Below are 26,995 nucleotides of genomic sequence, written 5' to 3'. Positions count from 1 at the left end.
GGTCGCTCACCGCCGTGCCCCGCCCAGGCGAGCCCGGACGGCCGCGACCGGGCCCGAGACCTCCGGGACCTTCGCCAGCACGACGCCGATGACGACCACGACGCCGATGACCAGGCTACCGACGAGGAGGGTCACGAGCGACCCGGTGACCGACGTCCCGACCAGTCCGGTGGTGAGGTGCGCCGCACCCCAGCCGACGGCGCCGGCGACCACCGACACGACCAGCATCTTCAGCACCGGCCCGGCGGCGTCCCCGGTGCGCACGGCGCCCAGCTTGCGCCGCAGGGCGACGTCGCCGGCCACCCAGCCGGTGACGTAGGTCAGCGACGTCGCCACCATGAGCCCGGCGACGACGTGCTGCGGCTCGACGACCGTGGGCACGACGAGCAGCAGGGGCACCCGGACGGCGACCATCGCCAGCTGGATGAGCGTCGGGGTGCGGGCGTCCTTCATGGCGTAGAAGACCCGCAGCTGCAGGAGGGTCACCGCCATCGGCAGCAGCCCGAAGGCCCCCAGGGCCAGGGCGGTGCCGATCGAGCGCGCCTGCTCCAGCGAGGTCTCGCCGTGCCCGAAGGCCACCGTGGTCAGGGCCGGGCCGAGGACCACCAGGAGGCCGGTCACCGGGAGCAGGCCGACGGCGGACAGCCGCATGCCCAGCGACAGGTCGGCGGCGACCCCGGGGACGTCCTGCCGGCTCGCGGCACGGCTCATCCGCGGCACCAACGCGGTCAGCAGCGCGACGCCGATGATCCCGTAGGGCATCTGGAACAGCAGGCTGGCGATGCCGAAGCCGGCCGAGCCCAGCCCGAGCTCGCGCCCGGCGGCGTTGGCGATGCGGGTGGCCACGACGACGCCGACCTGGCTGATCGCGACGTAGCCGACCACCCAGAGGCCCAGCGTCCCCGCCTCGCCCAGACCGGAGCCGCGCAGCCCCCACCGGGGGCGCAGCGGGACGCCGACCTTCCGCAGCTGCGGGACCAGGACGAGCGCCTGGACGGCGATGCCCAGGGTGGTGCCGACACCCAGCAGCCAGACCTGGGTCGGGGTGATCGTGACCGGCGTCAGGCGACCCGGCCCGCTGGCCACGACGAAGAGCACGGCCGTCGCGATGACGACGACGTTGTTGAGCACCGGCGCCCAGGCCGGCCAGCCGAACACCCCCCGCGCGTTGAGGATCGCGGTGGCCAGGGCGCCGAGACCGTAGAAGACGATCTCGAGGAGCAGGAGCCGCGCCAGCCAGTTGGCCAGGGCCACCTGGTCCGGGTCGCCGGTGATGCCGTAGGCGCGGGTGAGCAGCGGGGCGGCCAGCACGGCCAAGCCGGTCATCACGACCAGCCCGGCCATCGCCAGCGTGGTCAGCCGTTGCGCGTAGCCGACGCCGCCGTCGCGGTCGCGTTCCTGGGCGTGCACCAGCAGCGGGACCACGACGGAGGTCAGCACCCCGCCGAGGAGCAGCTCGTAGACGATGTTCGGCAGCGTGTTGGCCGTGTTGTAGGCGTCGTTCACCAGCCCCACGCCGAGGGCGGCGGCCACCACGATGGTCCGCAGCAGGCCGGTGACGCGGGAGACCAGGCTGGCCACGGCCATCGTCCCGGCGGCGCGCAGGATGCCGCGGCTGCCGCCGGGGGTGCCCTCGCGGGCGACGACGGTGCCGGTGTCCTCGTCCTCCTCGACCCGGCTGGGCACCGGCGGCAGCACCGGGATGACCTGGGTGTCGTCCGGGCTGGGGACGAAGCGGGTCCGGAACGACACCTGCTCGCCGGAGCGGGTGGCCGGACCGGGCACCGGCGGGAGCGGCGGCGGGTCCTGCGGTCGCGGTGCGGGCGGTGGCGGTGCGGGCGGTGGCGGGGTGGCCGGCCGCGCCGCGGGCGTGGGCGGGGCGAGCGCCGCGCCGAGCGGGCTGAACCGGGTGCCCGGTCCGCTCGCGCCCTCCGGTCGGCGACCGGGACGGTGGTCCTGGCGGTGGTCCTCGCGGTGGTCCTCGCGGGGGTCGGGCCGGCGCGCGGGCCGCTGCTGCGGGACCGCGGGGTCGTCGGTGGTCGGGTGCCCGGCCAGCGCACTGGCCGAGGGCGCGGCCAGCGGCGGCGGGACGGCGCCGTAGGGCGCGGGCGGCAACGGCCGGGCGGTCCGGGCGGGCCGGGCCGGCTCGGCGGCCGGCTGCTCGCCGCTGCGGCGCTCCTGGGCCGCGCGCTCCACGATCTCGGCCACCGTCGGCCCCTCGCCCGAGGCCGGGTCGCCGTCGGGCCGGTGCGACCCGCCGCTCACACCGGGCTCCGGGTGGGCGGAGCGGGGCGCGGGCCGGCCGGGTCGCCGTCCACGGGCACCAGCACGTCGTCGTCGACGGGGGCGGGCTCACCGCGCCGGCGGCGCAGCACGAACAGGACCAGCCGCCGCAGGAACAGCAGGCCCAGCAGGGCGGCCGCGCCGATGGTGATGGCCAGCGTGATCGGGCCGTAGGCGGTGCTGCTCACCCGCAGCTGCACCTGCGTGCCCAGCGGACCGCCGGCCGGGGTGGCCAGCTGGGCGACCACGGTGAAGCTGCCCGACTGCTGCACGGAGGTGGGCACGGTGACGACCGTGCGCGACTGGGGCTCCAGCCGCTGCGCGGGCACGGTCTCGGCCTGGAAGCCCACGCCGCTGCGGGTCTGCAGGTCCAGGGTGACGTCGACGGCGAAGGGCAGGTCGTTGCGCACGGTGAGCACCAGCGGGGCGTCGCTGGAGGCCAGGCTGTAGGCGCCGTCGGCCGGGGCCACCAGGCCGACCTCGCCGCGCAGCCCGCTCAGGGTCTGCTGCAGGTCCGCCGCCGACGCCGCGAAGCCGTCGGGGTCGGCGCGCCAGGCCGCCGACGTCGCGCGGGAGGCGGCGGCGTCGTAGCCGGCCAGCACCGTGCCGGGGTCGCCGACGACCGCCCCGGCGACGTCGTCGCGGACCGCCACGGCCGCGGCGACCGCGGCCATGCCCGGGCCGGCGAGCCGGGCGTCGTCGGCGGGGGCCACCAGGTCGCCGGCGTCGGCGACCGGTCCCGTCGCGAGGTCGTCCAGGCCCACCGCGGCCAGCCAGGGCTCCGACGCGGTGTCGGCCAGCATGGGGGTGGTCCAGTCCGGGTCGGACTCGACCTCGCGGGGCGGGACGACGAGCACCGTCTGGGCCACCGCCGGGTCGACCGCGGCCAGCTGGGAGGTCAGCACGCCCAGCTCGGCCAGGTAGCGCTGCTCGGCCACCCGGGGGCCGCCCGCGGCGGTGTCGGCCCCCGCCACGACCTGGGCCAGCGCGGAGTCCCCGACCAGGGTGGTCAGCGTGCCGCCGGCGGTGTCGACCGGCACGCGGGCCGCGGCCGCGCGGCCGGTGCGGCCCACGGCGGCGTCCGCGTCGGAGTAGGCGCCCTCGCCGAGCACCAGCTGGTCGACGCCGCCCGCGGTGAGCGTGGCCAGCGTGTCGGTGCGCACCGCGCCCCCCGCCGGCCAGGCCAGGTCGGTGCGCGGGGTGGTGTCCAGCGCGTCGGCGAGGATCCGCTCCCCCGCGCTCGTCGTCGGGGCCGGCGCCGGGGCGGTGGTGGTCGCGGTGGCCGACGCCTCGGGCAGCGGGCCCTGGTCGGCCGGCTGGGCGGCGGTGCCCTCGACGGTGCCCGGCAGCGACCGGGTCAGCACCGCCGGCAGGCCGGCTGCCTGCAGGGCGTCGGCGTCGACGTCGGCGTAGGGCAGCGCGACCACCGGGTGGACGGCGGCCAGCGACCGCAGCCGCGACAGCCAGTCCCCGGCCGCGGCCACGCCCTGCCCGGCTGCGCCGTCGACGGTGTAGCCCCCCGCCATCGCGGTCAGCTCCTCGACCAGCGCCGGGTCGACCGCCAGCGTCACCGGCACCGTGCGGCCCCCGTCGGGCAGGTCCTCCAGCACGGTCAGCGCCCGGTCGAGGCGGCCGTCGGCGGCGACCTCCGTGGCCAGGTCGTCGTCGGTGAAGGCGCCCGAGGCGTCGCGGTGCGGCCGGTCGGTGAGCGGCCACAGCCAGGCCACCGACGTCCGGCTGGTCGTGGTGGAGAAGACCGGCAGGTAGGTCGACAGCTCCCCCACCCGCTCGACCAGCCCGGCCCGGGTGCCGTTGACGTTGAGCAGGACGGGGTACACGCCGTCGGCGGTGAGGGCCAGGTCGGCGGCCGAGGCGGTGTAGGTGAACGGGGTCGGGTCGCCCGGCTCGAGCACCACGTTGGTCAGCGCCTGGAACGGCGCCTGGGCGGCGTCCCCCGGGGACGGGTCGGCGGCGTCGGCGGCCAGCTCGTCGCGGGTGGCCAGCCGGTCGCCGCGCTGCAGCCGCACCGAGAGGTCGGTGATGGTGTCGTCCCCGTCGTTGGTCAGCGTGCCGGTGACCACGACCGTGCTCGCCGGGGTGACCGTGCGCGGCTCCAGCGAGGTGATCGTGATGCGCACCGGCGCGGCGGGGCTCGCCGCCGGGGCGGCCTGCGCCTGGGCGCCGGGCAGCAGCAGGGCGCCCAGGAGCGCGGTCAGCAGCAGGGCCCCTGCGCGGGTCCACCCCCAGGTGCGGGTCGCGGGGCGTCCGGCGCCGCCGGCAGCCCGGCGGGTCACGCGCTGTCGGCCAGCAGGCCGGGGGCGCGCTCGACCAGCGCCCGCTCGTCGGCGTAGGCCAGCCGGCCGGAGAGCTCGGTCAGCGGCACCCACGCCACCTCGGTGACCTCGACGTCCTCGTCGGAGAGCGCACCGCCGACCGCGCGGAGGAGGAAGTGGTGCACGGTCTTGTGCACCCGGCGGCCGTCGGCGACGAACCAGAAGTCGATGATCCCCAGCGGTGCGACGACCTCGCCGATGATCCCGGTCTCCTCGGCCACCTCGCGCACGGCGGTGTCCTCCGGGGTCTCGCCGGCCTCGATGTGCCCCTTGGGCAGGGACCACAGCAACCGGCCGCGGCGGTCGGTGCGCCCGATGAGCGCCGCGCGGGGCCCGGTGCCGTCGTCGTCGGCGACGACCAGCCCGCCGGCGGAGGTCTCGTCGACCCGGCGCAGACGTCGGCCCGGGCGCCGTCGTCCGCCCGTCGGAGCCATGCCTGCAGGGTAGCGCGACCGGCCTCAGTAGCCTGGCTGGTCGTGTCCGAGCAGCCGTCGCGCCCCGAGCCCCAGCCGGTCCCCGAGGCCGTGCAGGAGACCGTCCGCGACCTGGTGGACCTCACGCCCGTTCTGGGGCTGGTCGGCGAGCGCTTCACCGCGGCCGGGCACGAGGTGCACCTGGTCGGCGGCTCGGTCCGCGACGCCCTGCTCGCGGCGGGGTCGGGCACGCCGCGCATCGGCGACCTGGACCTGACCACCTCGGCCACCCCCGAGCAGACCCTCGCCGTGCTGCAGGGCCTGGCCGGTTCCACGTGGAACCAGGGGATCGCGTTCGGCACCGTCGGCGCCGAGGTGCGCGGCGAGCGGCTGGAGATCACCACCTACCGGGCCGACCGCTACGACCGGGAGTCGCGCAACCCCGAGGTGGCGTGGGGCTCCTCGCTGGTCGACGACCTCGCCCGCCGGGACTTCACCGTGAACGCGATGGCGGTCTCCCTCGGCCCGGACCGGACCGTGACCGACCCCTTCGGCGGGCTGGGCGACCTGCTCGCCGGCCGGCTGCGCACCCCGGGGACGGCGGAGGACTCCTTCGCCGACGACCCCCTGCGGATGCTGCGCGCCGTCCGGTTCGTCGCCCAGCTGGGCCTGACCCCGGTGCCCGAGGTGGTCGAGGCGATGACCCGGCTGGCACCCGAGCTGGGCCGGATCACCGCCGAGCGGGTGCAGCAGGAGTTCTCCCGCACGCTGTGCAACGACGCCCCCCGCGCGGCGCTGGAGCTGCTGGTGGCCACCGGGCTGGCCGACGTCGTGCTGCCCGAGCTGTCCGCGCTGCGGATGGAGATCGACGAGCACCACCAGCACAAGGACGTCTACGCCCACTCCCTCACCGTGCTCGACCAGGCCATCGCGCTGGACCTGGCCGACCCGGACTCGCCGTCCCCGGACCTGGTGCTGCGGCTGGCGGCCCTGCTGCACGACATCGGCAAGCCGGCCACCCGCCGGCACGAGCCGCGCGGGCGGGTGTCCTTCCACCACCACGAGGTCGTCGGCGCCAAGCTCGTGCGCAAGCGGCTGACCGCGCTGAAGTACCCCAAGGAGGTCGTCGAGCAGGTCGGGCGGCTGACCTTCCTGCACCTGCGCTTCCACGGCTACGGCTCGGGCGAGTGGACCGACTCGGCCGTCCGGCGGTACGTGACCGACGCCGGCGACCTGCTCCCCCGCCTGCACAAGCTGGTCCGCTCGGACTCCACGACCCGCAACCGGCGCCGCGCCGCGCAGCTGTCGGCGACCTACGACTCGCTGGAGCGCCGGATCGCCGAGCTGTCGGCCGCCGAGGACCTGGCGCGGGTGCGGCCGGACCTGGACGGCAACCGGATCATGGAGCTGCTGGGCATCGCGCCGGGCCGCGAGGTCGGCGAGGCCTGGCGGTTCCTCAAGGAGCTGCGCCTGGAGCGCGGCCCGCTGGACCCCGACGTCGCCGAGGCCGAGCTGCTCAGCTGGTGGCGCTCGCGCTGACCGCCCGCTGGCCGCGCAGGGCGTTGGCGAGGGCCACGGCGAGGTAGAGCCCCGCGACGACGGCCAGCGCCGGCACGCTGCGGCCCGACCCGGGCAGCGCGAACGCGCCGACCACCACGGCGGCCACGAAGGTGACGTTGAACAGGGTGTCGTAGACGGAGAACACCCGGCCCCGGAAGTCGTCGTGCACGACCTCCTGCAGGGTGCTGTCCACGCAGATCTTCACCGCCTGGCCGACGAAGCCCAGCACGAAGCCGGCGGCCACCACGGCCGGGGCGAGGAAGGGCAGACCCAGGGCCAGCTGACCCACCCCCCCGAGCACCAGCGCCGCCGTCGTCCAGCGGACCTTGCCCCACCGGCGGACGGCGGGCGGCGTGGCCGCGGCGGCCAGCAGCGTGCCCACCGCGCCGGCGGCGAGCACCTGCGCGAGCCCCGCCAGGCCGACCGGGAAGGGGCCGACCGGGTCGAGGGTGCCGCGGTAGAGCAGCAGGGTCAGCAGGGTGAGCAGGCCGAAGCAGACCCGCTGCACGGCCATCACCGACAGCACCCAGGTCGCCGCCCGGGAGGCCAGCACGTGCCGGCCACCGGCGGCCATCCCGTGCAGCACGTCCCGCGCGGAGACCGTCGCGGTGCGCGAGGAGTGGTCCGGGCCGAGGTGGGCGCGGGCGAACCCGGCGACCACGCCCGCGGACACCAGGTAGGGCAGGGCGGCGAAAAGGGCCAGGGCGGCGTAGCCGGCGTCGTCCCCGCCGACCAGGGCGCGCACGCCGATGGCCACGCCGCCGCCGAGCACCCCGGCCACCGCCCCGGCGGTGGTGCTCAGCGCGTTCGCCGGGACGAGCTCGGCCCGGTCGCAGGTGTGCGGCAGCCCGGCCGACAGCGCCGAGAGCACGAACCGGTTGACCGAGAACACCGCCAGCCCGGCCAGGTAGTAGGCCGGCCCGTCCACCCCGGCCCAGGTCAGCGCGGCGACGACGGCGACCAGCCCGGCCCGCAGGCCGTTGGCCACCAGCAGCACCTGCCGGCGGCTCCAGCGGTCCAGCCAGACGCCGGCGAAGGGACCCACCACCGAGTACGGCAGCAACAGGACGGCGAACCCGGCGGCGACGTCGACCGGGTCGGCGGCCCGCTGCGGGTTGAACAGCACCGTGCCGGCCAGGGCCGCCTGGAACACGCCGTCGCCGAACTGGGCGGTCAGCCGGGTGAGCAGCAGCCGGCGGAAGTCCGCCCGCCCCAGCAGCCGGCGCGCCGTCGCTGCCCGTCCCCCCACACCCGCGCACCCTACGGTCGGACCGGGCGGCGCCTGTTGCCCCCGGAGGGCCCCGTCCTGGGGCACACTGGGCGCGATGAACGCGGTGCCCCCGTCGCCAGACCCGGACCGCCGGCCCACCGCCCCGGCGGCGGGCCGGGCGCCCGGTGCGGTCGCGCCCCCGCTGACCCTGGGGCGCATCGCCGATGTCCGTCCCGGGTCCCTGCTGGTCGCGATGCCCGCGCTCGGCGACCCCAACTTCGCCGGCACCGTGGTCTACGTCGTCGACCACTCCCCCTCCGGCACCGTCGGGGTGGTGCTCAACCGGCCCAGCGAGGTGCGGATCGCCGAGGTGCTGCCCGGCTGGGCGCACCTGGCCGTCGCGCCGGGGGTCTTCCACGTGGGCGGTCCGTGCGAGAGCGAGACCGCGCTGGGGCTCGCCGTCTGCGCCGAGGGCGGTCCGGGCCTGCAGACCGTCGACGCCGACGTCCACCTGGTCGACCTGGACGGCGACCCCGACGGCCTCGCCCCGGCGGTGCGCGGCCTGCGGGTGTTCGCCGGGTACGCCGGTTGGTCCCCCGGCCAGCTGGGCGGCGAGATGGCCGAGGGTGCCTGGGCCTGCGTGGCCGCCCGCGCCGACGACGTGCTCTCCGCGGAGGCCGGCTCGGCTCTGTGGCACCGCGTGCTGCGCCGGCAGACCGGCGCCCGCGCGGTGCTGGCCACGGCCACGGCCGACCCCACCCAGAACTGACCCGCCACTCCGGCCCCAGGAGGCTCGCCCGACGCCGTCCGGTCTGGCAGACTGGCAGCTGCGGGAGGGGCGGTCTGGGGAAGAGACCGTCCCTCCCGTTCTGCGTGCCGGGGGCGCGGCCTCAGAACCCCAGCTCGGCCGCCACCTGGGGGTAGTCCGACGCCAGCGCGGTCTCCGCCTCGCCGGGCACGGTGATGGTCCGTGTGCCCGGGTCGCTGAGGTTGATCGTGACCTCGAAGGTCTGGTCGGGCAGCCGCGTCGTGTACTGCAGGAGCATCTTCGACTCCGCCGACACCACGATCGTCGCCCCGTTGCCGGTCTGGTACGCCGCGGCGAGCTGGCCGTCCACCGAGCGCTGGCCCTGCCAGGTGTAGTTGCGCTCCAGGAAGGACCGGGGGTCGTCGTCCGCGCGCTGGGACAGGTTGGGCAGCAGCTGCACCAGGACGTCGACCAGCGACGCCGTCCCGTTGGCCTGGGTGCTGGCGATCGGCCGCTCCAGGTAGGTGGTGCCCGGGCGCCCGGCCGCCGCCATCGCCTCGGTGAGCCCCGGGACGTCGCCGTACCAGAGGTCGGCGGTGGTGAAGAACAGCGTCCGGGTGTCGTCGGGCTGGCCGTTGCCGTAGGTGGTGACCGCCTGCGCCCGGCCGATGCCCTGCCGGAAGTCCATCTCCCCGGTCAGGGTCAGCACGGTGCCCTCCGCGTAGGGCGCGGTGATGGTGAAGTCCGCGCCGCCGGCGGTGTAGTTGCGGTGCAGCAGGCCGGCCAGCGTCTGCGCCTCGTCCTCGGTGATCTTGTCGCCGGGGTTGCGGTCGGCGGCGGACCCCCCGCTGCTGCACCCGGCCAGCACGGACACGGCGAGGGCGACCAACAGGGCGATCCAACGGGAGCGGGCCGGCATGCCCCCAGGGTAGGGAGGCACACCGGCCCGGTCGGTCAGCGCTCGACGTCCCCGCGGATGAACGCCTCGACGGCGTCGCGGGCCTCGGAGTCGCTGTACTGCACCGGCGGGCTCTTCATGAAGTACGAGGACGCCGACAGGATCGGCCCCCCGATCCCGCGGTCCTTGGCGATCTTGGCGGCCCGGACGGCGTCGATGATGATGCCGGCCGAGTTCGGGGAGTCCCAGACCTCGAGCTTGTACTCCAGGTTCAGCGGGACGTCGCCGAACGCGCGGCCCTCGAGCCGGACGTAGGCCCACTTGCGGTCCGACAGCCACGGCACGTGGTCCGACGGGCCGATGTGCACGTTGTCCTTGCCCATGTCGCGGTCGACCTGGCTGGTGACGGCCTGGGTCTTGGAGATCTTCTTGGACTCCAGGCGCTCGCGCTCGAGCATGTTCTTGAAGTCCATGTTGCCGCCGACGTTGAGCTGCATGGTGCGGTCCAGCTGCACGCCGCGGTCCTCGAACAGCTTGGCCAGCACCCGGTGGGTGATGGTCGCGCCGACCTGGCTCTTGATGTCGTCGCCCACGATCGGGACACCGGCGGCGGTGAACTTGTCCGCCCACTCCTTGGTCCCGGCGATGAACACCGGCAGCGCGTTGACGAAGGCGACCCCGGCGTCGAGGGCGGCCTGGGCGTAGAACTCCGCGGCCTCCTGCGAGCCGACCGGCAGGTAGCAGACCAGCACGTCGGCGCCGGACTCGCGCAGGGCGGCCACGACGTCGACCGGCTGCTCGTCGGACTCCTCGATGGTCTGGCGGTAGTACTTGCCCAGGCCGTCGAGGGTGGTGCCGCGCTGCACGGTGACGCCCAGCGGGGGGACGTCGCAGATGCGGATGGTGTTGTTCTCGCTGGCGCCGATGGCCGCGGACAGGTCCTGGCCGACCTTCTTGGCGTCGACGTCGAACGCGGCGACGAACTGCACGTCGGAGACGTGGTACTCGCCGAAGCGGACGTGCATCAGGCCGGGGACGCTGTGCGTCTCGTCGGCGTCCTTGTAGTACTCGACTCCCTGCACGAGTGAGGCGGCGCAGTTGCCGACGCCCACGATGGCGACCTTGACCGATCCCATGGGTCCTCCTGGAGTGCCGGCGACGCTGCGCGGCGGTTGGTGGTGTGGTGCGGGCTGCTGGTGCGGTCCGTCCGGGCCGGCCGCGCTGCGGGACCGGACGGTACGAACATAGCCGGAGGTTTGTCAGCTTGCATACGGATCCGTTTGTCAGGTCCGCCGGGGCCGCGACCGGTCGTACGCTGGTCGGGTGCCGCGCCGATCGACGGTCGACCACACGCTGCGCAAGCGCGCGGTGCTGGCCGACGTGCGCGCCGGCCGGGTCGCCCTGGCCGAGGTCTGCGACGCCACCCCGCACCTGGTCCAGGCCGCCCGCCACCACGGCGAGGAGACCCCCGATCGGTGCCCGGTGTGCCAGAACACGCTGCTGACCAGGGTCAACTACGTCTACGGTGAGGCCCTGGGGACGGTCGCCGGGCAGGCGAAACGGCAACGCGAGCTGGCCCGGATGGACGCGATGCAGGACGAGTTCGCCGTCTACTGCGTCGAGGTCTGCCGCGCCTGCCGGTGGAACCACCTGGCCGTCTCCTACCTGCTGGGCGCCGAGCCGGTGCCCGGCCGGGAACCCCGCCGCGCCCGGCGCCGGACCGCCCCGGACTGACACCGGCGCGCCCGGCGCGACACGTGCACGGACGGACCGTTCCCGGCCGTCCACAGCTGGAGCGGTCATCCTGGACCGCGACACCTCGACCGGGGCATGCTGGTCCGCTGACCCGAGCCCGTCGCACACCATCCGAAGAGAGGGGCCACCGCCGTGCCTCCCCACGACGAGACCTCACCCGTCGGGCTGCCCGCCGGCTCGGTCCGCCGACCCCCGCCGGCGCGGGCCACCCGTTCCGGCGGCGGCGGGCGTCCCGACCCGCGCCGTCCCGACCCGCGCTCGGCGCGCCGCGGCGGTGACCGGGGCCGGACGACGGCAGCCCGCGGCGAGGGCGCCGCGACGGTGTCGGCCAGGCCGGCCGCCGGCAAGCGCGGCAAGGGCAAGCGGACGGCGAAGCAGAAACGCCGCCGCGTCTACAAGGTCCTGGCCTCCCTGGTGCTGGGCGGGCTGCTGCTGCTCGGCGTCTTCGTCGGCGTGGTCTACGCCAACACCAAGGTGCCCAGCCTGGACGACGTCTCCCAGGCCCAGACCACGATCGTCTACTACTCCGACGGCACCACCGAGATGGCCCGGCTGGGGTCGGAGAACCGGATCAACGTCACCCTCGACCAGGTGTCCGACCCGGCCCGGGACGCGATCCTGGCCGCGGAGAACCGGAACTTCTACTCCGACCCCGGCATCTCCGTCACCGGCATCGCCCGGGCCGCGTGGAACAACCTGACCGGCGGCTCCACCCAGGGCGGGTCGACGATCACCCAGCAGTACGTGAAGAACACCCTGCTGACCGCCGACCAGACCTTCAGCCGCAAGTTCCAGGAGCTCTTCCTGGCGGTCAAGCTGGACAACAACTACTCCAAGGACGAGATCCTCGAGGGGTACCTCAACACCATCTACTTCGGCCGTGGTGCCTACGGCATCCAGGCCGCGGCGCAGACCTACTTCGGCGTCGACGCCAGCGCGCTCACCGCGCAGCAGGGCGCCGTCCTCGCCGTCCTGGTCCGCAGCCCCAGCGCCTACGACCCGGCGAACAACCCGGAGGGCGCCCAGGACCGCTGGGGCCTGGTGCTCGACGGCATGGTCGAGCAGGGCTGGCTGAGCCAGGCCGACCGGGAGGCCTCGACCTACCCCGAGGTGCTGCCGGTGACCGGCTCGTCCCTGGGCCTGCCCGACGGCCCCGAGGGGCTGATCGTGCAGCAGGCGATCAACGAGGTGAGGTCGCGGCTGAACCTGACCCAGGACGAACTCATCAGCAGCGGATACCGGATCGTCACCACGGTCAACCCGGCCTACCAGCAGGCTGCGGTGGACTCGGTGAACTCCGTGATGCAGGGCGAGCCCGGGACGCTGCGCCAGGCCCTGGTGGCCGTCGACCCGCGCACGGGCGGCGTGCTGGCCTACTACGGCGGCGCCACCGGCACCGGGTACGACTACGCGAACAACCCGCGGCCCCCGGGCTCGTCGTTCAAGCCCTACGTCATGGCGACCGCCCTCCAGCAGGGCATCGCCATCGACTCCCGGCGCAACGGCAGCTCGCCGCAGACCTTCCCGGACCGCCCCGACCAGCCGGTGCGGAACTCCGGCGGGGCCTCCTGCGGCAACTGCACCCTGGTGCAGGCCATGACCCGGTCGCTGAACACCACGTTCTACGGATTGGCCTACGAGGTCGGCGCGGACAACGTGCGCACCACGGCACTGGCCGCGATGGGTCTCGGCGACACCTGGCAGGGGACCTCGAGCCCGATCTACAACGACCAGCCGATCCTGGTCAACCCGGACTCGGGCGTCCCCGGCGCCTCGATCGGCATCGGTGAGTACGCGGTGCGTCCCATCGACCAGGCCGTCGGCTTCGCGACGCTGGCGAACGGCGGCGTGCGGCACGCCACCCACTTCGTCTCGCAGATCACCGACTCCGAGGGCGGGGTCGTGCTCGCCCCCGGGGCGGCGGTGGACGCCGGCACCCAGGCCGTCCCGGCCGACGTCGCCAGCGACACCACGCTGTCGACCGAAGGCGTCGCCGAGTACTCCCGGCGCAGCCTGGACGGCGACCGGCCGGTGGCCAGCAAGACCGGTACCCAGGGCCAGCAGGACAGCACGGTGAACAGCACCGACGCCTGGATGGTCGGCTACACGCCGTCGATCTCCACGGCCGTGTGGATGGGGTCCGACGACAACTCGGCCATCATCAACGCCAACGGCTCGCCGATCTTCGGCTCCGGTCTGCCCGGCCAGATCTGGCAGGAGTTCATGGACCGGGTGCTCGCTGGCACGCCGGTGGAGGAGCTGCCCACCCGGCAGCTCATCGACGGGGACAACGGCGACAGCAACGCCGTCCCGGACCCCACCACCGAGGCACCGCGCACGACGCAGGCCCCGGTGACCACCACCGAGGCCCCGGTCACCACGACCGAGGCCCCGCCGACGACCACCCAGGCCCCGCCGACCACGACGCAGGCCCCGCCCACCACGACGCAGGCCCCGACGACGACGCAGGGCCCGCCGACCATCGGGCTGCCACCGGGCAACGGTCAACCGAACGGGTGACCCCCCGGGGCAGACTGTCCCCGTGAGCACGCAGGACACGGGCCCGCCGCCGGCCGACCAGCCGGACGGCGGGCCCGCGTCGTCCCCGCCCCGGGTGGCCGCACCGCCGTGGCCGGACCGGGTGGTGCCGAGCTGGACCGACCGGGTCGCCGCGCAGGCCAGCGAGGCCGTCGGCGGACCGTGGGGCCGGCACGCCGTCACCGGCCGGGCGCTGTTCTGGACCCCGCTGCGGGTCTGCCTGTTGTTCTGCGTCGTCGGCCTGGCGCTGGCCTGGGCCAAGCAGAACCCGTGCGCCGACGGCAACTGGACGGGCTCCAAGCAGTACACCCACTTCTGCTACTCCGACACGGTGCCGCTGTTCGGGCTGCGCGGGCTGGACACCGGCCAGGTGCCCTACCTGGACTCCGCGGTCGAGTACCCGGTGCTCACCGGCGGGTTCATGTGGGTCGCCGCGGTGCTCGCCCGCGGCTACGACTCGCTGGCCCAGACGGTCGGCCTGCTGCCCACCGTCGTGCCGGTGCAGAGCTACTACGTCGTCACCTGCCTGCTGCTGAGCATCTGCGCCCTGCTCGTCACCCGCTCCGTCGTCGGCCTCACCGGACGGCGGCCCTGGGACGCCGCGATGATCGGGCTCTCGCCGCTGCTGGTGGTGCACGCCTTCACCAACTGGGACCTGTTCGCCGTCGCCCTGGCGTCGCTGGCCATGTGGGCCTGGGCCACGCGGCACCCCGTGCTGGCCGGGGTCCTCCTCGGGCTGGGGACGGCGGCCAAGCTCTACCCGGTGCTGCTGCTCGGCGTCCTGCTGGTGCTGTGCCTGCGCGCCGGGAAGCTGCGCGCCTGGGCGACCACGACCGTGGCCGCCGCGGCCGCCTGGCTGGTGGTGAACCTGCCGATCGCGCTGCTGGCGCCGGAGAACTGGCAGCTGTTCTTCACGCTCAACGACAGCCGGCCCGCCGACCCGGACACGCTGTGGAACATCGCCATCCAGGCCACCGGCGGCACCCTGTTCGACGGGCCGCTCGCCGAGGGCCAGAGCCCGTCGGTGCTCAACGCCTGGGTGGCGGCGGCGACCCTTGCGGTCTGCGTGGCCGTCGCGGTGCTGGGGCTCACCGCCCCGCAGCGGCCCCGGGTCGCCCAGCTCGCCTTCCTGCTGGTCGCCGGGTTCCTGCTGGTCAACAAGGTGTGGAGCCCGCAGTACTCGCTGTGGCTGCTGCCGCTGGCGGTGCTGGCCCGCCCGTCCTGGCGGTCGCTGCTGCTGTGGCAGGCCACCGAGGCGGTGCTGTGGGTGCCGCGGCTGCTCTGGTACCTCGGCACCGACAACAAGGGTGTCGACGTGCAGTGGTTCTTCCTGGCGGTCGGGGTCCGCGACGTCGCCGTCGTGGTGCTCATGGCCCTCGTGGTCCGCGACGTGTGGCACCCCGAGCTCGACCGGGTGCGGCGCAGCTGGCCGGGCACCGACGACCCCGCCGGCGGGGTCCTCGACCGGGCCCCCGACCGCTTCCGGCTACGCCAGCGCGGCCCGGACCCGGGCGATCTCGCCGGCGTGGGAGGCCGCGTCGCCGGGGGTCTCGAGGACGACGGGGCAGCCGGCCGACCTCGCCACGCCGAGCAGTAGCTCCTCCGGGATCTGCCCCTCGCCGAGCGGGGCGTGCCGGTCGCGCATCGAGCCGGCCTCGTCCCGGCTGTCGTTGAGGTGCACCAGGTCGATGCGGCCGGTGATGGCCCGGACGTCGTCGACCACGGAGGACAGGTCCCACCCGGCGGCCCAGGCGTGGCAGGTGTCCAGCACGAAGCCGGCGCCGAACTCGCCGACGGCCTCCCACAGCCGGGCCAGCGCGTCGAGCTCGCGGGCCATCGCCTTGTCCCCGCCCGCGGTGTTCTCCACCAGCACGGGGACCGGGAACCCGCCGTCGGCGGCCTGCCGCTCGAACAGCTTGCGCCAGTTGTCGAAGCCCGCGGCCGGGTCGTCCTTGCCGGTCACGTGGCCGCCGTGCACCACCATGCCGGCGGCGCCGATCGCCGCCGACGCCGCGGCGTGCTGGCCGAGCAGCTTGCGGCTGGGGATGCGGATGCGGTTGTTCGTCGAGGCCACGTTGAGCACGTAGGGCGCGTGCACGAAGACCGTCAGCTCGGCGGCGCGCAGCTCCTCGGTGTCCGGCCGGGGCGCCGGAGCCTTCCAGTCCTGCGGGTCGGCGAGGAAGACCTGCACGGCCGAGGCGTCGACCTCGGCGGCCCGGGCCAGCACGCCGCCGTCCTCGACCTCGTTGCCCTCGGTCAGACCAGAACCGACGTGTACTCCTACCGGGTGCGACGACATGCCCCCGAACGTAGGCCGCGGGGGTGACATCGAGGTGCGGGCGTATCTCGTAGGTCACACACTCGTTCTTCGACGTGGTAGGTGTTACTCGTAGGTACTGCTGACGGGTCGCACGCAGGACGGTCTCGACGGAGAGGCGCAGGACGATGCACAGCGGAGTGATCGCACGGTCGGCACGGCGGGGGATCGCCGTGCTCACCCTCGGGTGGCTGCTCGCGATGGCGGGCTCGGTCCTGGCCGCGCCGGCCGCCACGGCGGCCCCCACGGCCACGGTGGAGATCAAGACGCTCACCCCGCCGACGGTGAGCATCGACGCCGGCGGCACGGTCACCTTCGTCAACTCGGTGGCCTCCTACCCGGCCAGCCTCACCCTGCCGCTGGTCGGCTCGCTGGGCGCGACGGTCTACACCGACGTCTCGGTCACCTTCAACGGCTCGACGAAGGGCCTGCAGCTGGGGCAGTCGGCCCAGTACACGTTCCCGTCGAGCACCGTCGGCGCGATCACCTACACCTACCGGGTGGTGCCGGCGTCGGGCACGCCGTCCGCGGTCGTCAACGACCTGGTCAACGGTGTCGTCCGCACCCTGCCGGCGCTGCCGGTCGGCGCCCCGTTCGTGGTGAACACGCTCGTGCCGCTGCCCAACCTGCCCTCGGCCAACCTGCCCACCCTCCCCCCGGTCACCGTGACCAACCCGGTGCCGTCGACGGCGCCGACCGCCCCGGTGGACACCCCGGTGACCGGCGGCCAGCCGACCACCGCCCCCGCGGCGCCGAGCACCCAGCAGCCCGCGGCGCCGGTCGACGGCACCGGCTACTCCTACGGGCTGCCCAGCACCTCGGGCCAGCTCGCCCCGCTGGACACCTCGGCGGCCGCGGCCTTCGACCCCTCGCGCTTCGCCACCGGCGACGCGTCGTCCTCCCGGTCCGGCAGCGGCAGCGGGACCGGTGGCGGCGGCGTCGCCGGCAGCTACGACGGCGCCTCCGTGCCGGTCTTCGGCCAGCTCGCCGGCCTGGGCGGGTCGCTGTCGGGCAGCGGCGACGGCGTCGAGGTGGCCTCGGACTCCCAGGCCAGCAGCCCCGACCCGGCGCTGTCGGTGCCGGCGCTGGCCGCCGTCGTCGCGCTGGCCGGCGTCACCGCGGCCCTGGTCCGCACCCACCTGGCCCAGCGGGCGTCCTCCCGCTCCTGACCTGCGGGGACGCCGCTCGCGGCGGCTGGTACCCTCGGCGGAGCGCTCCTGTCCGGCTGCTGTCCTGGGCCGTGCGGGGGCGCGACGCGTGCAAGCCCTCCTGCTGCAGATGCCCTGCAGCCGCTGAGACCAGAGGAGGTGGGGTTCTCCGTGCGTCACTACGAATTGATGATCATCCTCGATCCCGAGCTGGAGGAGCGTTCGATCGCTCCCAGCCTGGAGCGGTTCCTCTCCGTCGTCACCAACGCCGGTGGCACCGCGAAGACCGAGATCTGGGGCCGTCGCCGCCTGGCGTACGAGATCAAGAAGAACGTCGAGGGCATCTACGCCGTCGTCGACATCCAGTCCGAGCCCGCCGCGGTCGCGGAGCTGGACCGTCAGCTCAACCTGAACGAGTCCATCCTGCGCACGAAGCTGATGCGGCCCGAGGTCCACTGACCATGGCCGGCGAGACCGTCATCACCGTCATCGGCAACCTGACCGCCGACCCGGAGTTGCGTTTCACGCCGTCCGGCGCCGCCGTCGCCAACTTCACCGTGGCCTCCACGCCGCGGACCTTCGACCGCCAGACGTCGGAGTGGAAGGACGGCGAGGCCCTCTTCCTGCGCTGCAACGTGTGGCGGCAGGCGGCGGAGAACGTCGCCGAGTCGCTCACCCGTGGCTCCCGGGTCATCGTCAGCGGTCGCCTGAAGCAGCGTTCCTTCGACACGAAGGAAGGTGAGAAGCGCACCGTCGTCGAGCTGGAGGTCGACGAGATCGGCCCCTCGCTCCGCTACGCCACCGCGAAGGTCACCAAGGCCAACCGCGGCGAGGGCGGCGGTGGCGGGTTCGGCGGCGGCTCCGGCGGCGGCGGGGGCTTCGGCTCCTCCGGCGGCGGTGGCGGCTCCAGCGACCCGTGGTCGACCCCGGCCTCGTCCTCCGACGAGCCCCCCTTCTGATCTCGTACCACCCCTGAGAAAGAGATTCCTGTGCCCAAGCCTCCGATTCGCAAGCCGAAGAAGAAGGTCTGCCAGTTCTGCAAGGACAAGGCGACCTACGTCGACTACAAGGACACGACCCTGCTGCGGAAGTTCATCTCCGACCGCGGCAAGATCCGTGCCCGCCGCGTCAGCGGCAACTGCAGCCAGCACCAGCGCGACGTCGCCGTGGCCGTGAAGAACAGCCGCGAGATGGCCCTGCTGCCCTACACCTCCACGGCGCGCTGACCATGAGCGCATCGAAGCTGATCCTGACCCACGAGGTCGCCGGCCTCGGCTCCGCCGGGGACACCGTCGAGGTGAAGGGCGGGTACGCCCGCAACTACCTCCTGCCCCGCGGCCTGGCGATCGTCGCCTCCCGCGGTGCCGAGAAGCAGGTGGCCGGCATCCGCCGGGCGCGTGCGGCCCGCGAGGTCGCCACGCTCGAGGAGGCCAAGCAGGTCGCCGGCCAGCTGGGCTCGCTGACCGTCACCGTGCCGGCCAAGGCCGGCAAGGGCGGCCGGCTGTTCGGCTCGATCACCACGGCCGACGTCGTCGCCGCGGTGACCGCCGCCGGTGGTCCCTCGCTGGACCGTCGCCGGGTCGAGCTGCCCAGCTCGATCAAGTCGACCGGTGCCCACACCGTCACGGTGCGGGTGCACCCCGAGGTCAGCGCCTCGCTGGCCATCGAGGTCGTCGCCGCCTGATCGCAGCACCAGTCCCGGAGGGGGCGTCGGACCACCTGGTCCGGCGCCCCCTCCGGCGTTCCGGCAGTCGGCCGTCCGGCGTCCTGGCGCCACGTGCGGGACCGCGGTGGGGCTGGTGGGGACGGTGGTGCGACGCGCCCGGCCACGACGCGCCCGGGCCGCTGGCGGCAGCAAGTTTTTCTGCCGTCCACAGCCTGGGGCCAGCCGATCACCAGGTGACGGGGCGCTTTCCGTCCGGTGACGGATGACCGTCCCGACGTCGTCCACACGGCGGCTGCGTCCGTCCACGGCGCTGTCCACAGGTTGTGCAGAGGGCTGTGCACACCGGTCGTGGACGGGGCCCTCCCCGCTGCCTAGCGTTCCCCTCCGAGCGCGCCGCCGGGCGCCCGGCCGGCCGCCCCGCGGAACTGTCGGACCCCCGCGGTAGCAAGGACCACGACGGCCCGCCCGGGATGGGCGGCGGTCGTGGCCGGGGGACCGAACAGCGAAGGGGAGCACCGCGCGTGGCAGTGGTCGACGACATCAGCAGGCCGGTGGCCTCGGCGCCGGAGTACGACCGCCAGCCCCCTCAGGACGTCGCTGCCGAGCAGTCCGTCCTCGGCGGCATGCTGCTGAGCAAGGACGCGATCGCCGACGTGGTGGAGGTCCTGCACGGCGCCGACTTCTACCGCCCCGCGCACCAGGTCGTCTTCGACTGCATCCTCGACCTCTACGGCCGCGGCGAGCCCGCCGACGCGATCACCGTCGCCGCCGAGCTCAACCGCACCGACCAGCTGTCCCGCATGGGTGGCGCGGTCTACCTGCACACCCTCATCGCCTCCACGCCCACCGCGGCCAACGCCGGCTACTACGCCGCGATCGTGGCCGAGCAGGCCGTGCTGCGGCGGCTGGTCGAGGCCGGCACCCGCGTCGTGCAGCTGGGCTACGGCGCCGCCGGCGGCAAGGGCGACGTCGACGACATCGTCGACCGCGCCCAGCAGGAGATCTACGACGTCACCGAGAAGCGGATGAGCGAGGACTACTCGCGCCTCGAGGACGTCCTGCAGCCCACGATGGACGAGCTCGACGCCATCGCCAGCCGCGGCGGCACCGCGCGCGGGGTGCCCACCGGCATCCGCGACCTCGACGAGCTCACCAACGGCCTGCAGGCCGGCCAGATGGTCGTCATCGCCGCCCGCCCCGGCGTCGGCAAGTCCACCCTCGGCCTGGACATCGCGCGCTCGGCGTCGGTCAAGCACCACATGGCGGCCTGCATCTTCTCCCTGGAGATGAGCAAGCACGAGATCACCATGCGTCTGCTGTCGGCCGAGGCGAAGGTGCCGCTGCACCACATGCGCGCCGGCACGCTGTCCGACGAGGACTGGTCGAAGCTGGCCCGCCGCATGGGCGAGGTCGCCGACGCACCGCTCTACATCGACGACTCGCCGAACATGACGATGATGGAGATCCGGGCCAAGGCCCGGCGGCTCAAGCAGCGCAACGACCTCAAGCTGGTGGTCATCGACTACCTCCAGCTGATGACGTCGGGCAAGCGGGTGGAGTCCCGTCAGCAGGAGGTCTCGGAGTTCTCCCGTGCGCTGAAGCTGCTGGCCAAGGAGCTCGAGGTGCCGGTCATCGCGATGAGCCAGCTCAACCGTGGCTCCGAGCAGCGCCAGGACAAGAAGCCGATGCTGTCCGACCTCCGCGAGTCCGGCTCGATCGAGCAGGACGCCGACATGGTCATGATGATCCACCGCGAGGACATGTACGAGAAGGAGTCCCCGCGGGCCGGCGAGGCCGACATCATGCTGGTCAAGCACCGCAACGGCCCGACCGCGAACGTCACCGTCGCCTTCCAGGGCCACTACTCCCGCTTCGTGGACATGGCCAACTGATCCCTGCGAACCCGGTGGCGCCCGGCGCCGCCGGTGTGCGGTGATGGGCCGGTGAGCGAGTTCGCCGACCTGGCCGCGTTCCACACCCTGGGGCCCGAGGGCGTGCCGCCCGTCGTCCTCGGGCTGCAGGAGCGGCACGGGACCGCGGAGCTGGTCTGGCGCAACGAGCTCGGCGGGCTGACCTTCCGGCTCGGCGACGGGCCGTACCTCAAGTGGAGCCCGCGCCCGGCCGGCCCGGACCTCGCCCGGGAGCGGGACGCGCTGGGCTGGCTCGCCGGCCGGCACCCCGTCCCGGCCCTGCTCGACCACGGCGCCGACGACCACCAGCAGTGGCTGCTCGCCGCGCCGCTGCCCGGGGAGCACGCGGTGGGCGACCGGTGGCGGGCCCGTCGGTCCGAGGCCATCGCCGCCATCGCGACCGGCCTGCGGGCCGTGCACGCGCTGCCGGTCGACGTGGTCCCCGCCGACCGGGCCGGCGAGAGCTGGGCGGCGCGCACCCCGCCGGGGCTCGGCCCCCGTCCGCCGGTCACGGACCCGGTCGTCGTCCACGGCGACGCCTGCGCCCCCAACACCCTCGTCGACGACGCCGGCCGCTGGGTCGGCCACGTGGACCTCGGCGACCTCGGCGTCGGCGACCGCTGGGCCGACCTGGCGGTGGCCTCGCTCAGCCTGGACTGGAACTTCGGGGAGGGGCACCAGCCGGAGTTCTTCGCGGCGTACGGCATCGAGCCCGACGCCGAGCGGATCAGGTACCACCGGGCGCTGTGGGAGCAGGAGAGCTGACGGGCTGTCGGAGGCACCGGGCAGCATGCGGGGCATGGACTCCCCCGCGCTGACCCGCACCCAGGCCCAGGACGCCGTCGCCGCCCTCGGGTGGCGGTTGCTGCTCGGCGAGCTGGTCACCGCCGTCCCGCTGGACTCCCTGGCCGAGGGCGCCGGCCTGCTCACCGCGGTGGCCGTCGAGCTCGGGCCCGACGGCGACGCGCACCTGCGGGCCGACCTGCGCCCCGACCGGCTCCGGCTGGCCCTGCAGGACCGGGCCCGCGGCGTCGTGACCGCCACCGACGTCGACCTGGCCCGCCGGGTCACCGAGCTGGTGGACCGGCCGGTCGACCCGGTGGGCGAGACGGGCGTGCAGGAGCTGGAGATCGCCGTCGACGCCCTGGACATCCCGGCCGTGCGCCCGTTCTGGGCCGCCGTGCTCGACCTGGTGCCCCAGCCCGGCGACGAGGACGCGCTGGTCGACCCCGCCGGCCGGCTGCCCGCGGTCTGGTTCCAGCAGATGGACGCCGCCCGGCCGCAGCGCAACCGCATCCACCTGGACATCACCGTGCCGCACGACGTCGCGCCCGCCCGGGTCGCCGCGGCGCTGGCGGCGGGCGGGCGGCTGCTGTCCGACGACGCGGCGCGCGCGTTCTGGGTGCTGGCCGACGTGGAGGGCAACGAGGTGTGCGTGTGCACCTGGCAGGACCGCGACCGGCCCGGGGTCAGTCCCGCAGGTTGAGCTGGTCGTAGCGGGCGGCCAGCTCGTCGAGCTCCTCGGTGGTCGGCACCCGCCCGTCGGCCCGCAGCTCGACCATGCCGCGGAGGTGCTCGCTGGAGGTGCGGTGCACGTGCGGGTCTGGGGCCCCGGTGGCCACGAAGCGGGTCTGCCCGGCGACCTCCTGCTCGCCGTGCCGGGAGACGGTCGCCGGGTCGGGCAGGTAGCTCACGCGCAGGGTCCACCCCATCCGCACGGCCGCCCGCGACGAACACCGGCCGTGCGGATCACCGACCGGCTGCAGGCCATGGCGATGCACGCGACCGCGCGGTGGACCGTCCGCTACGGCGAGCAGCTGCGGTTCGCGGGCTCCGAGCTGCCCGCGCCCACCGTCGTGCGGGTCCCCACCCGGCACGGGCACGTCCCGGTGCACGTGTACGGGCATGGCGCGACGGCGCACGTGCACCTGCACGGCGGCGCGTGGCTGATGCGCTTCCCGCAGATGGACGACTGGTGGTGCCGCTACCTCGCCGCCACCACCGGCGCGGTGGTGCACAACGTCGACTTCCGCACCGGCCCCTACGTCGCCTACCCGGTCGCCCAGGAGCAGGCCCACGACGTGGCGGCGTGGGTGGCGCAGCGCTCCGGCCGCACCTCCGTGGGCGGGTTCTCCTCCGGCGGCGGCATGGCGGCCGCGGTCGCCCTGATGGCCCGGGACCGGGGTTCCTTCGCCCCGGCGCTGCAGGTGCTCGGCATCCCGGCCCTCGACATGGCCTCCGAGGTCCCGGCCGGCGCCGGGATGATCTCGCCGTCGCTGCGCGGGCTGGTCCGCCGGGTCTACTTCCCCGACGTCGAGCGCCGCCGGGAGCCCTACGCCTCCCCGCTCCTGGCTCCCGACCTGACCGGCCTGCCCCCCGCGCTGGTCCTCACCGCCGGCCGCGACACGCTCCGCCCCGACGGCGTCCGGTACGCGCAGCGGCTGCGCGAGGCCGGGGTCGAGGTGTGGCACCACGACACCCCCGGCGTCGACCACTACTTCCTCACCGAGGACCCGGTGCGCGCCCGCGACACCATGGCCCAGGTCGCCGACCGCGTCCGGGCGGCCCTTGCCCCCTGACCCCCGACCGCGCCAAGGTGGCCCCGTGGCCACCTGGGACGACGTCGAGCGGGTGGCCACGGGTCTGCCGTCGGTCGCGGAGGGCACCACCTGGGGCAACCGGTGCTGGAAGGTGGCCGGGAAGACCTTCGTCTGGGTCCGGCCGCTGGGGAAGAAGGACCGGGCCGACCTGGGGGAGGCCGCCCCGGACGGGGAGATCATGGGCGTCCGGGTGGACGGCGAGGGCGGCAAGGCCGAGCTGCTGGCCGCCGAGCCCGAGGTCTGCTTCACCATCCCGCACTTCGACGGCCACCCCGCCGTCCTGGTCCGGCTGGACGACGTCGACCCGGCCCTGCTGGCCGAGCTGGTCGAGGACGCCTGGCGGGTCATGGCCCCACCGCGGCTGCGCACCGGCTGATCAGGTGTCGGCGCGGAGCAGGGGCGGGTGCAGCTGCTCGGCCGGTCCGCGGCGGTACAGCTGCGCCGGGCGGCCGCCGTCCCGGGTCGTGGTCTCCCCCGTCGGCGCCAGCAGACCGGGGGCGCCGGTGACCTTGCGGTGGAAGTTGCGGGGGTCCAGCGCCCGGCCCCACACCACCTCGTAGACCCGGCGCAGCTGGGCCACGGTGAACGTCGGCGGGCAGAACGCGGTCGCCAGTGCGGTGTACTCCAGCTTCGCCCGGGCCCGCTCCACGCCGTCGGCGAGCACCCGGTCGTGGTCGAACGCCAACCCGCGGGCGTCGGCGACCGGCACCCAGCGTGCCTCCGCGGCGTCGGAGCCCGCCGTCGGCACCGGCTGGTCGGGCACCAGCGCCAGGTGGGCGACGGTGACCACCCGCTGGCGGGGGTCGCGGCCGGGGTCGCCGTAGGAGGCCAGCTGCTCCAGGTGCCCCACCGCCAGCCCGGTCTCCTCGGCCAGCTCGCGGGCGGCCGCCGTGGCCAGGTCCTCGTCGGGGAGGACGAACCCGCCGGGCAGGGCGTCCCGACCGCGGAAGGGCTCCTCACCGCGGCGCACCAGCAGCACGCACAGCTCGTCGGCGCGCACGGTCAGCACGACCAGGTCGACGGTCACCGCGAACGGGGGGTGGGCCACGCCGCCACCCTAACGTCATCTTGACGACAAGGAGGTCACCTACTTATCGTCGCGATGACGACATCGAACCGAGGAGGACGTCGTGGCCGACATCGCCCGCTACCCCTTCGCCCGCCACCTGCGTGGTTCGGCGACCGCCTACGTGCAGCACGTGACCGCCGGCCGGCTCCGGCACGGCGGGACCGGCGCCAGCTTCTGGTTCCGCCCGCTGTCGGCCGTGCTCAGCGAGGTCCCGGTCGACGACCGGGAGCTGCCGCTGCTGTTCCACGCCCGGACGGCGGACTTCCAGGACGTCACCGTGCAGATGACGCTCACCTTCCGGTTCGCCGACCCGGCGCTGGCCGTCGGCCGGGTCGACTTCTCCGTGGACCCCGACACCGGCCGGTGGCGCGGCACGCCGCTGGAGCAGGTCGCCGGGCTGCTCACCGAGTCGGCGCAGCAGCACGCCATCGACCTGCTGGCCGGCACCGGCCTGACCACCTCGCTCACCGCCGGTGTGGGTCCGGTGCGCGACGCGGTGGCCGCCGGCCTGGCCGCCGACGCCCGGCTCGCCGAGACCGGCATCGCCGTGGTCGACGTCCGGGTGGTCGCGATCCGGCCCGAGCCCGAGGTCGAGCGCGCCCTGCGGACGCCGACCCGCGAGCGGGTGCAGGCCGAGGCGGACGCCGCGACCTACGCCCGGCGGGCCACCGCGGTGGAGCGGGAGCGGGCGATCAGCGAGAACGAACTGGCCAACCAGGTCGAGCTGGCCCGCCGCGAGGAGGAGCTGGTCGGCCAGCGCGGCGTCAACGCCCGCCGGGAGGCGGAGAACGCCGCGGCCGCCGCCGAGGTCGCCGCGGAGTCCAAGGCCCGCCGCGACCGGGCCGCAGCAGCGGTGGAGGCCGAGCGCACCCGGGTGCAGGGCGAGGCCCGCGGTGCGGCCAACCGGGCCGAGTGGGCCGTCTGGGTGGACATGCCGGTGGAGATTGTGCACGCGCTGGCCCTGCGGCAGCTGGCCTCGAACCTGCCGCAGATACAGAGCATCACGGTCACGCCGGACGTGCTCACGGGGCTGCTGGCCACGCTCGGGACCGATCGGTGAGCGGGCCTGCGCGGAGCGCGGAATGAGCCTGGCCCCCCGCGTGGTGCTGGTGCACCGGGCCACCGAGCTCACCGAGCTGGTGGCCCGGCACGGCACCCGCGGGCAGGCCGCGTTCTTCCTGCGCAGCCGCGGCCGCGACGTCGAGGAGGTCGCCGCGCACGACGCCGCCCAGCGGGCCGCCGTCGCCACCGCGCTGGCGCAGGTGCCGCTGAACTGGCGGCGGGGCAGCGTGGAGCGCGCCGACCTGCCGCGGTTCCTCTTCGCCCCCGACGACGTCGTCCTCGTGGTCGGGCAGGACGGGCTGGTCGCCAACGTGGCCAAGTACCTCGTCGGCCAGCCGGTGGTCGGCGTGGACCCCGAGCCCGGCCGCAACGCCGGCGTGCTGGTCCGGCACCGGCCCGCCGACGTCAACGAGCTGCTCGCCGCCCGGCACCGCACGCAGGCCCGCACGATGGTGCGGGCCCGGACCGACGACGGGCAGGAGCTGACCGCGCTCAACGAGGTCTACCTGGGTCAGCCGACCCACCAGACCGCCCGCTACCGGCTGCAGGCGCCCGGGGCCGAGCCGGAGCGGCAGGCGTCGTCCGGGCTGCTGGTGTCGACCGGCACCGGTGCCACCGGGTGGTGCCGGTCAGCGGCGCTGGAGCGGCGCAGCGGGCTCGCGCTGCCCGGCCCGACCGACCCCGCGCTGGCCTGGTTCGTGCGGGAGGCCTGGCCCTCGCCGGTCACCGGCACCACCTGCACCGAGGGCCTGCTGGGGGCCGGCGAGGAGCTGGCGGTGACCGTGGAGAGCGACCGCCTGGTGGCCTTCGGCGACGGCCTGGAGGAGGACCACCTGACCCTCACCTGGGGCCAGCGGGTCACCCTCGGCCGGGCGGAGCGGGCGCTGCAGCTGGTCTGAGGAGGGCGACCAGGAAGGTCGAGTCCGCGGCGAAGGGGCGCAGGTCCCACGTGGACAGCAGCACGTCCTCCGCCCAGCCGGTCGCCGCGGCGTCGGCCCGGAACTCGGCGAACCCGTAGCCGCGGTGGTCGCCGAAACCGATGGCCATCCGGCCCTCGGGCACCAGGTGGGCGCGCAGCCGGGTGAGCGCGTCGCGGCGCAGCGCCGGCTCCACGAAGGTGATCACGTTGCCCGCGCAGACCACCGCGTCGAAGGTCTCGCCCAGGTCGACGGTGGTCAGGTCGTCGACCAGCCAGCGCGGGCCGGGGTGGTCGGCCTCCGCGGCGGCCACCAGCACCGGGTCGCCGTCCACCCCGGTCACGGAGTGCCCGGCGCGGTGCAGGGCGCCGCCGACCCGGCCCGGGCCGCAACCGGCGTCCAGCACCCGGGAGCCGCGGGGCAGCATCGCGTCGACCAGCCGTGCCTCGCCGTCCAGGTCGGCGCCCTCGGCCGCCAGGCCGCGGAAGCGGTCGACGTACCACTGGGAGTGGGCGGGGTCCTCGGCCGTGATGGCGGCCCAGCTCGCGTGCTCGCTCATCCGGGCATC

General features: G+C 74.9%; 27 protein-coding genes. 17 read left to right on the top strand and 10 right to left on the bottom strand.

Annotated elements, in window-relative coordinates:
- Positions 1-6: 6 nt before the first annotated feature.
- The 3 genes from murJ to BLT39_RS17625 are packed head-to-tail and all read right to left on the bottom strand — an operon-like array spanning position 7 to position 5,050.
- Positions 7-2,265 (bottom strand): murein biosynthesis integral membrane protein MurJ, encoded by a 2,259-nt coding sequence (gene murJ, locus BLT39_RS17635; RefSeq protein WP_242658517.1) that lies wholly within the window; start codon positions 2,263-2,265, stop codon positions 7-9.
- The gene (locus tag BLT39_RS17630) at positions 2,262-4,577 is read right to left on the bottom strand and encodes a DUF6049 family protein (RefSeq protein WP_091066720.1); all 2,316 of its coding nucleotides are present in this window, start codon (positions 4,575-4,577) and stop codon (positions 2,262-2,264) included. Before BLT39_RS17630 ends, murJ begins: the two co-directional genes overlap by 4 nt.
- Positions 4,574-5,050, bottom strand: a complete 477-nt coding sequence (locus BLT39_RS17625) for an NUDIX hydrolase (RefSeq protein WP_091067354.1) — start codon at positions 5,048-5,050, stop codon at positions 4,574-4,576. Before BLT39_RS17625 ends, BLT39_RS17630 begins: the two co-directional genes overlap by 4 nt.
- A 42-nt stretch (positions 5,051-5,092) precedes the next feature.
- On the opposite strand from BLT39_RS17625, the gene BLT39_RS17620 reads away from it, so the two are divergent.
- Complete coding sequence (locus tag BLT39_RS17620; protein WP_242658516.1) at positions 5,093-6,568, top strand: CCA tRNA nucleotidyltransferase; 1,476 nt, start codon at positions 5,093-5,095, stop codon at positions 6,566-6,568.
- Here the strand turns inward: BLT39_RS17620 and BLT39_RS17615 are convergent.
- The gene (locus tag BLT39_RS17615; RefSeq protein ID WP_109502180.1) at positions 6,546-7,838 is read right to left on the bottom strand and encodes an MFS transporter; all 1,293 of its coding nucleotides are present in this window, start codon (positions 7,836-7,838) and stop codon (positions 6,546-6,548) included. The genes BLT39_RS17620 and BLT39_RS17615 overlap by 23 nt on opposite strands.
- A gap of 76 nt (positions 7,839-7,914) precedes the next feature.
- Here BLT39_RS17615 and BLT39_RS17610 point away from each other — a divergent pair, with 76 nt between their 5' ends.
- Entirely contained in the window at positions 7,915-8,568 is a 654-nt protein-coding gene (locus BLT39_RS17610) for a YqgE/AlgH family protein (protein ID WP_091066714.1), read from the top strand.
- Between the two features lie 121 nt (positions 8,569-8,689).
- On the opposite strand, the gene BLT39_RS17605 is transcribed toward BLT39_RS17610, so the two are convergent.
- A complete protein-coding gene (locus BLT39_RS17605) occupies positions 8,690-9,466 on the bottom strand; it encodes a hypothetical protein (protein WP_091066711.1) in 777 nt (258 codons plus the stop codon).
- 35 nt (positions 9,467-9,501) lie between these two features.
- Positions 9,502-10,581 carry an inositol-3-phosphate synthase gene (locus BLT39_RS17600; protein ID WP_091066707.1) on the bottom strand — a complete coding sequence of 360 codons (1,080 nt, stop codon included), beginning with the start codon at positions 10,579-10,581 and terminating at the stop codon, positions 9,502-9,504.
- A 187-nt stretch (positions 10,582-10,768) separates the two neighbouring features.
- Between BLT39_RS17600 and BLT39_RS17595 the strand changes: the two genes are divergently transcribed.
- The 3 genes from BLT39_RS17595 to BLT39_RS17585 all read left to right on the top strand — a co-directional run bounded on the left by BLT39_RS17595 (position 10,769) and on the right by BLT39_RS17585 (position 15,335).
- The gene (locus tag BLT39_RS17595) at positions 10,769-11,179 is read left to right on the top strand and encodes a DUF5318 family protein (protein ID WP_091066704.1); all 411 of its coding nucleotides are present in this window, start codon (positions 10,769-10,771) and stop codon (positions 11,177-11,179) included.
- 153 nt (positions 11,180-11,332) lie between these two features.
- Entirely contained in the window at positions 11,333-13,720 is a 2,388-nt protein-coding gene (locus tag BLT39_RS17590; protein WP_091066700.1) for a transglycosylase domain-containing protein, read from the top strand.
- A 22-nt stretch (positions 13,721-13,742) separates the two neighbouring features.
- Positions 13,743-15,335, top strand: a complete 1,593-nt coding sequence (locus BLT39_RS17585) for a glycosyltransferase family 87 protein (RefSeq protein WP_165640309.1) — start codon at positions 13,743-13,745, stop codon at positions 15,333-15,335.
- Here the strand turns inward: BLT39_RS17585 and BLT39_RS17580 are convergent.
- On the bottom strand, positions 15,225-16,037 hold the full coding sequence (locus BLT39_RS17580; protein WP_091066696.1) for a deoxyribonuclease IV: 813 nt from the start codon (positions 16,035-16,037) through the stop codon (positions 15,225-15,227). The two genes, BLT39_RS17585 and BLT39_RS17580, sit on opposite strands and share 111 nt — an antisense overlap.
- A gap of 158 nt (positions 16,038-16,195) precedes the next feature.
- On the opposite strand from BLT39_RS17580, the gene BLT39_RS17575 reads away from it, so the two are divergent.
- From BLT39_RS17575 to BLT39_RS22560, 8 genes are all read left to right on the top strand, one after another.
- Positions 16,196-17,224: an RAD23 family protein gene (locus BLT39_RS17575; RefSeq protein ID WP_091066691.1), complete on the top strand. Its 1,029-nt coding sequence runs from the start codon at positions 16,196-16,198 to the stop codon at positions 17,222-17,224.
- Between the two features lie 138 nt (positions 17,225-17,362).
- A complete protein-coding gene (rpsF, locus tag BLT39_RS17570) occupies positions 17,363-17,662 on the top strand; it encodes a 30S ribosomal protein S6 (protein WP_479723797.1) in 300 nt (99 codons plus the stop codon).
- Between the two features lie 2 nt (positions 17,663-17,664).
- Positions 17,665-18,162, top strand: coding sequence for a single-stranded DNA-binding protein (locus BLT39_RS17565; protein ID WP_091066687.1), 498 nt, complete (start codon positions 17,665-17,667; stop codon positions 18,160-18,162).
- Between the two features lie 30 nt (positions 18,163-18,192).
- On the top strand, positions 18,193-18,429 hold the full coding sequence (gene rpsR / locus BLT39_RS17560; RefSeq protein ID WP_055763176.1) for a 30S ribosomal protein S18: 237 nt from the start codon (positions 18,193-18,195) through the stop codon (positions 18,427-18,429).
- Between the two features lie 2 nt (positions 18,430-18,431).
- On the top strand, positions 18,432-18,887 hold the full coding sequence (gene rplI, locus BLT39_RS17555) for a 50S ribosomal protein L9 (protein WP_091066685.1): 456 nt from the start codon (positions 18,432-18,434) through the stop codon (positions 18,885-18,887).
- Between the two features lie 503 nt (positions 18,888-19,390).
- Positions 19,391-20,761 carry a replicative DNA helicase gene (gene dnaB, locus BLT39_RS17550; protein WP_091553682.1) on the top strand — a complete coding sequence of 457 codons (1,371 nt, stop codon included), beginning with the start codon at positions 19,391-19,393 and terminating at the stop codon, positions 20,759-20,761.
- Positions 20,762-20,812: 51 nt separating this feature from the next.
- The gene (locus BLT39_RS17545; protein WP_207508115.1) at positions 20,813-21,544 is read left to right on the top strand and encodes an aminoglycoside 3'-phosphotransferase; all 732 of its coding nucleotides are present in this window, start codon (positions 20,813-20,815) and stop codon (positions 21,542-21,544) included.
- 34 nt (positions 21,545-21,578) lie between these two features.
- Positions 21,579-22,265 (top strand): VOC family protein, encoded by a 687-nt coding sequence (locus BLT39_RS22560; protein WP_091067334.1) that lies wholly within the window; start codon positions 21,579-21,581, stop codon positions 22,263-22,265.
- Here the strand turns inward: BLT39_RS22560 and BLT39_RS17535 are convergent.
- Positions 22,249-22,473 (bottom strand): hypothetical protein, encoded by a 225-nt coding sequence (locus tag BLT39_RS17535; RefSeq protein WP_091066678.1) that lies wholly within the window; start codon positions 22,471-22,473, stop codon positions 22,249-22,251. The genes BLT39_RS22560 and BLT39_RS17535 overlap by 17 nt on opposite strands.
- Positions 22,474-22,521: 48 nt before the next feature.
- Between BLT39_RS17535 and BLT39_RS17530 the strand changes: the two genes are divergently transcribed.
- Both BLT39_RS17530 and BLT39_RS17525 read left to right on the top strand, forming a co-directional pair.
- Positions 22,522-23,358: an alpha/beta hydrolase fold domain-containing protein gene (locus BLT39_RS17530; protein ID WP_207508113.1), complete on the top strand. Its 837-nt coding sequence runs from the start codon at positions 22,522-22,524 to the stop codon at positions 23,356-23,358.
- A 25-nt stretch (positions 23,359-23,383) separates the two neighbouring features.
- The gene (locus BLT39_RS17525; protein ID WP_091066675.1) at positions 23,384-23,755 is read left to right on the top strand and encodes an MmcQ/YjbR family DNA-binding protein; all 372 of its coding nucleotides are present in this window, start codon (positions 23,384-23,386) and stop codon (positions 23,753-23,755) included.
- On the opposite strand, the gene BLT39_RS17520 is transcribed toward BLT39_RS17525, so the two are convergent.
- Positions 23,756-24,427 (bottom strand): NUDIX hydrolase, encoded by a 672-nt coding sequence (locus BLT39_RS17520; RefSeq protein WP_091066671.1) that lies wholly within the window; start codon positions 24,425-24,427, stop codon positions 23,756-23,758.
- Between the two features lie 82 nt (positions 24,428-24,509).
- On the opposite strand from BLT39_RS17520, the gene BLT39_RS17515 reads away from it, so the two are divergent.
- Both BLT39_RS17515 and BLT39_RS17510 read left to right on the top strand, forming a co-directional pair.
- The gene (locus tag BLT39_RS17515; RefSeq protein WP_091066667.1) at positions 24,510-25,508 is read left to right on the top strand and encodes an SPFH domain-containing protein; all 999 of its coding nucleotides are present in this window, start codon (positions 24,510-24,512) and stop codon (positions 25,506-25,508) included.
- Positions 25,509-25,530: 22 nt separating this feature from the next.
- Complete coding sequence (locus BLT39_RS17510; RefSeq protein ID WP_091066664.1) at positions 25,531-26,409, top strand: NAD(+)/NADH kinase; 879 nt, start codon at positions 25,531-25,533, stop codon at positions 26,407-26,409.
- On the opposite strand, the gene BLT39_RS17505 is transcribed toward BLT39_RS17510, so the two are convergent.
- Entirely contained in the window at positions 26,369-26,986 is a 618-nt protein-coding gene (locus BLT39_RS17505) for a class I SAM-dependent methyltransferase (RefSeq protein ID WP_091066661.1), read from the bottom strand. The two genes, BLT39_RS17510 and BLT39_RS17505, sit on opposite strands and share 41 nt — an antisense overlap.
- Positions 26,987-26,995: the final 9 nt, after the last annotated feature.

Origin of the sequence: Klenkia brasiliensis, from assembly GCF_900100695.1 — a bacterium.
Taxonomy (GTDB): domain Bacteria; phylum Actinomycetota; class Actinomycetes; order Mycobacteriales; family Geodermatophilaceae; genus Klenkia; species Klenkia brasiliensis.
This window is presented reverse-complemented; position numbering and strand designations above follow the sequence as displayed.

Bases quoted from the DNA above. Each gene is read 5' to 3' on its own strand.
- BLT39_RS17625 (WP_091067354.1), bottom strand. From the start codon at position 5,050: ATGGCTCCGACGGGCGGACGACGGCGCCCGGGCCGACGTCTGCGCCGG.
- BLT39_RS17610 (WP_091066714.1), top strand. From the start codon at position 7,915: ATGAACGCGGTGCCCCCGTCGCCAGACCCGGACCGCCGGCCCACCGCC.
- BLT39_RS17605 (WP_091066711.1), bottom strand. From the start codon at position 9,466: ATGCCGGCCCGCTCCCGTTGGATCGCCCTGTTGGTCGCCCTCGCCGTG.
- BLT39_RS17600 (WP_091066707.1), bottom strand. From the start codon at position 10,581: ATGGGATCGGTCAAGGTCGCCATCGTGGGCGTCGGCAACTGCGCCGCC.
- BLT39_RS17580 (WP_091066696.1), bottom strand. From the start codon at position 16,037: ATGTCGTCGCACCCGGTAGGAGTACACGTCGGTTCTGGTCTGACCGAG.
- BLT39_RS17565 (WP_091066687.1), top strand. From the start codon at position 17,665: ATGGCCGGCGAGACCGTCATCACCGTCATCGGCAACCTGACCGCCGAC.
- rplI (WP_091066685.1), top strand. From the start codon at position 18,432: ATGAGCGCATCGAAGCTGATCCTGACCCACGAGGTCGCCGGCCTCGGC.
- BLT39_RS22560 (WP_091067334.1), top strand. From the start codon at position 21,579: ATGGACTCCCCCGCGCTGACCCGCACCCAGGCCCAGGACGCCGTCGCC.
- BLT39_RS17510 (WP_091066664.1), top strand. From the start codon at position 25,531: ATGAGCCTGGCCCCCCGCGTGGTGCTGGTGCACCGGGCCACCGAGCTC.
- BLT39_RS17505 (WP_091066661.1), bottom strand. From the start codon at position 26,986: ATGAGCGAGCACGCGAGCTGGGCCGCCATCACGGCCGAGGACCCCGCC.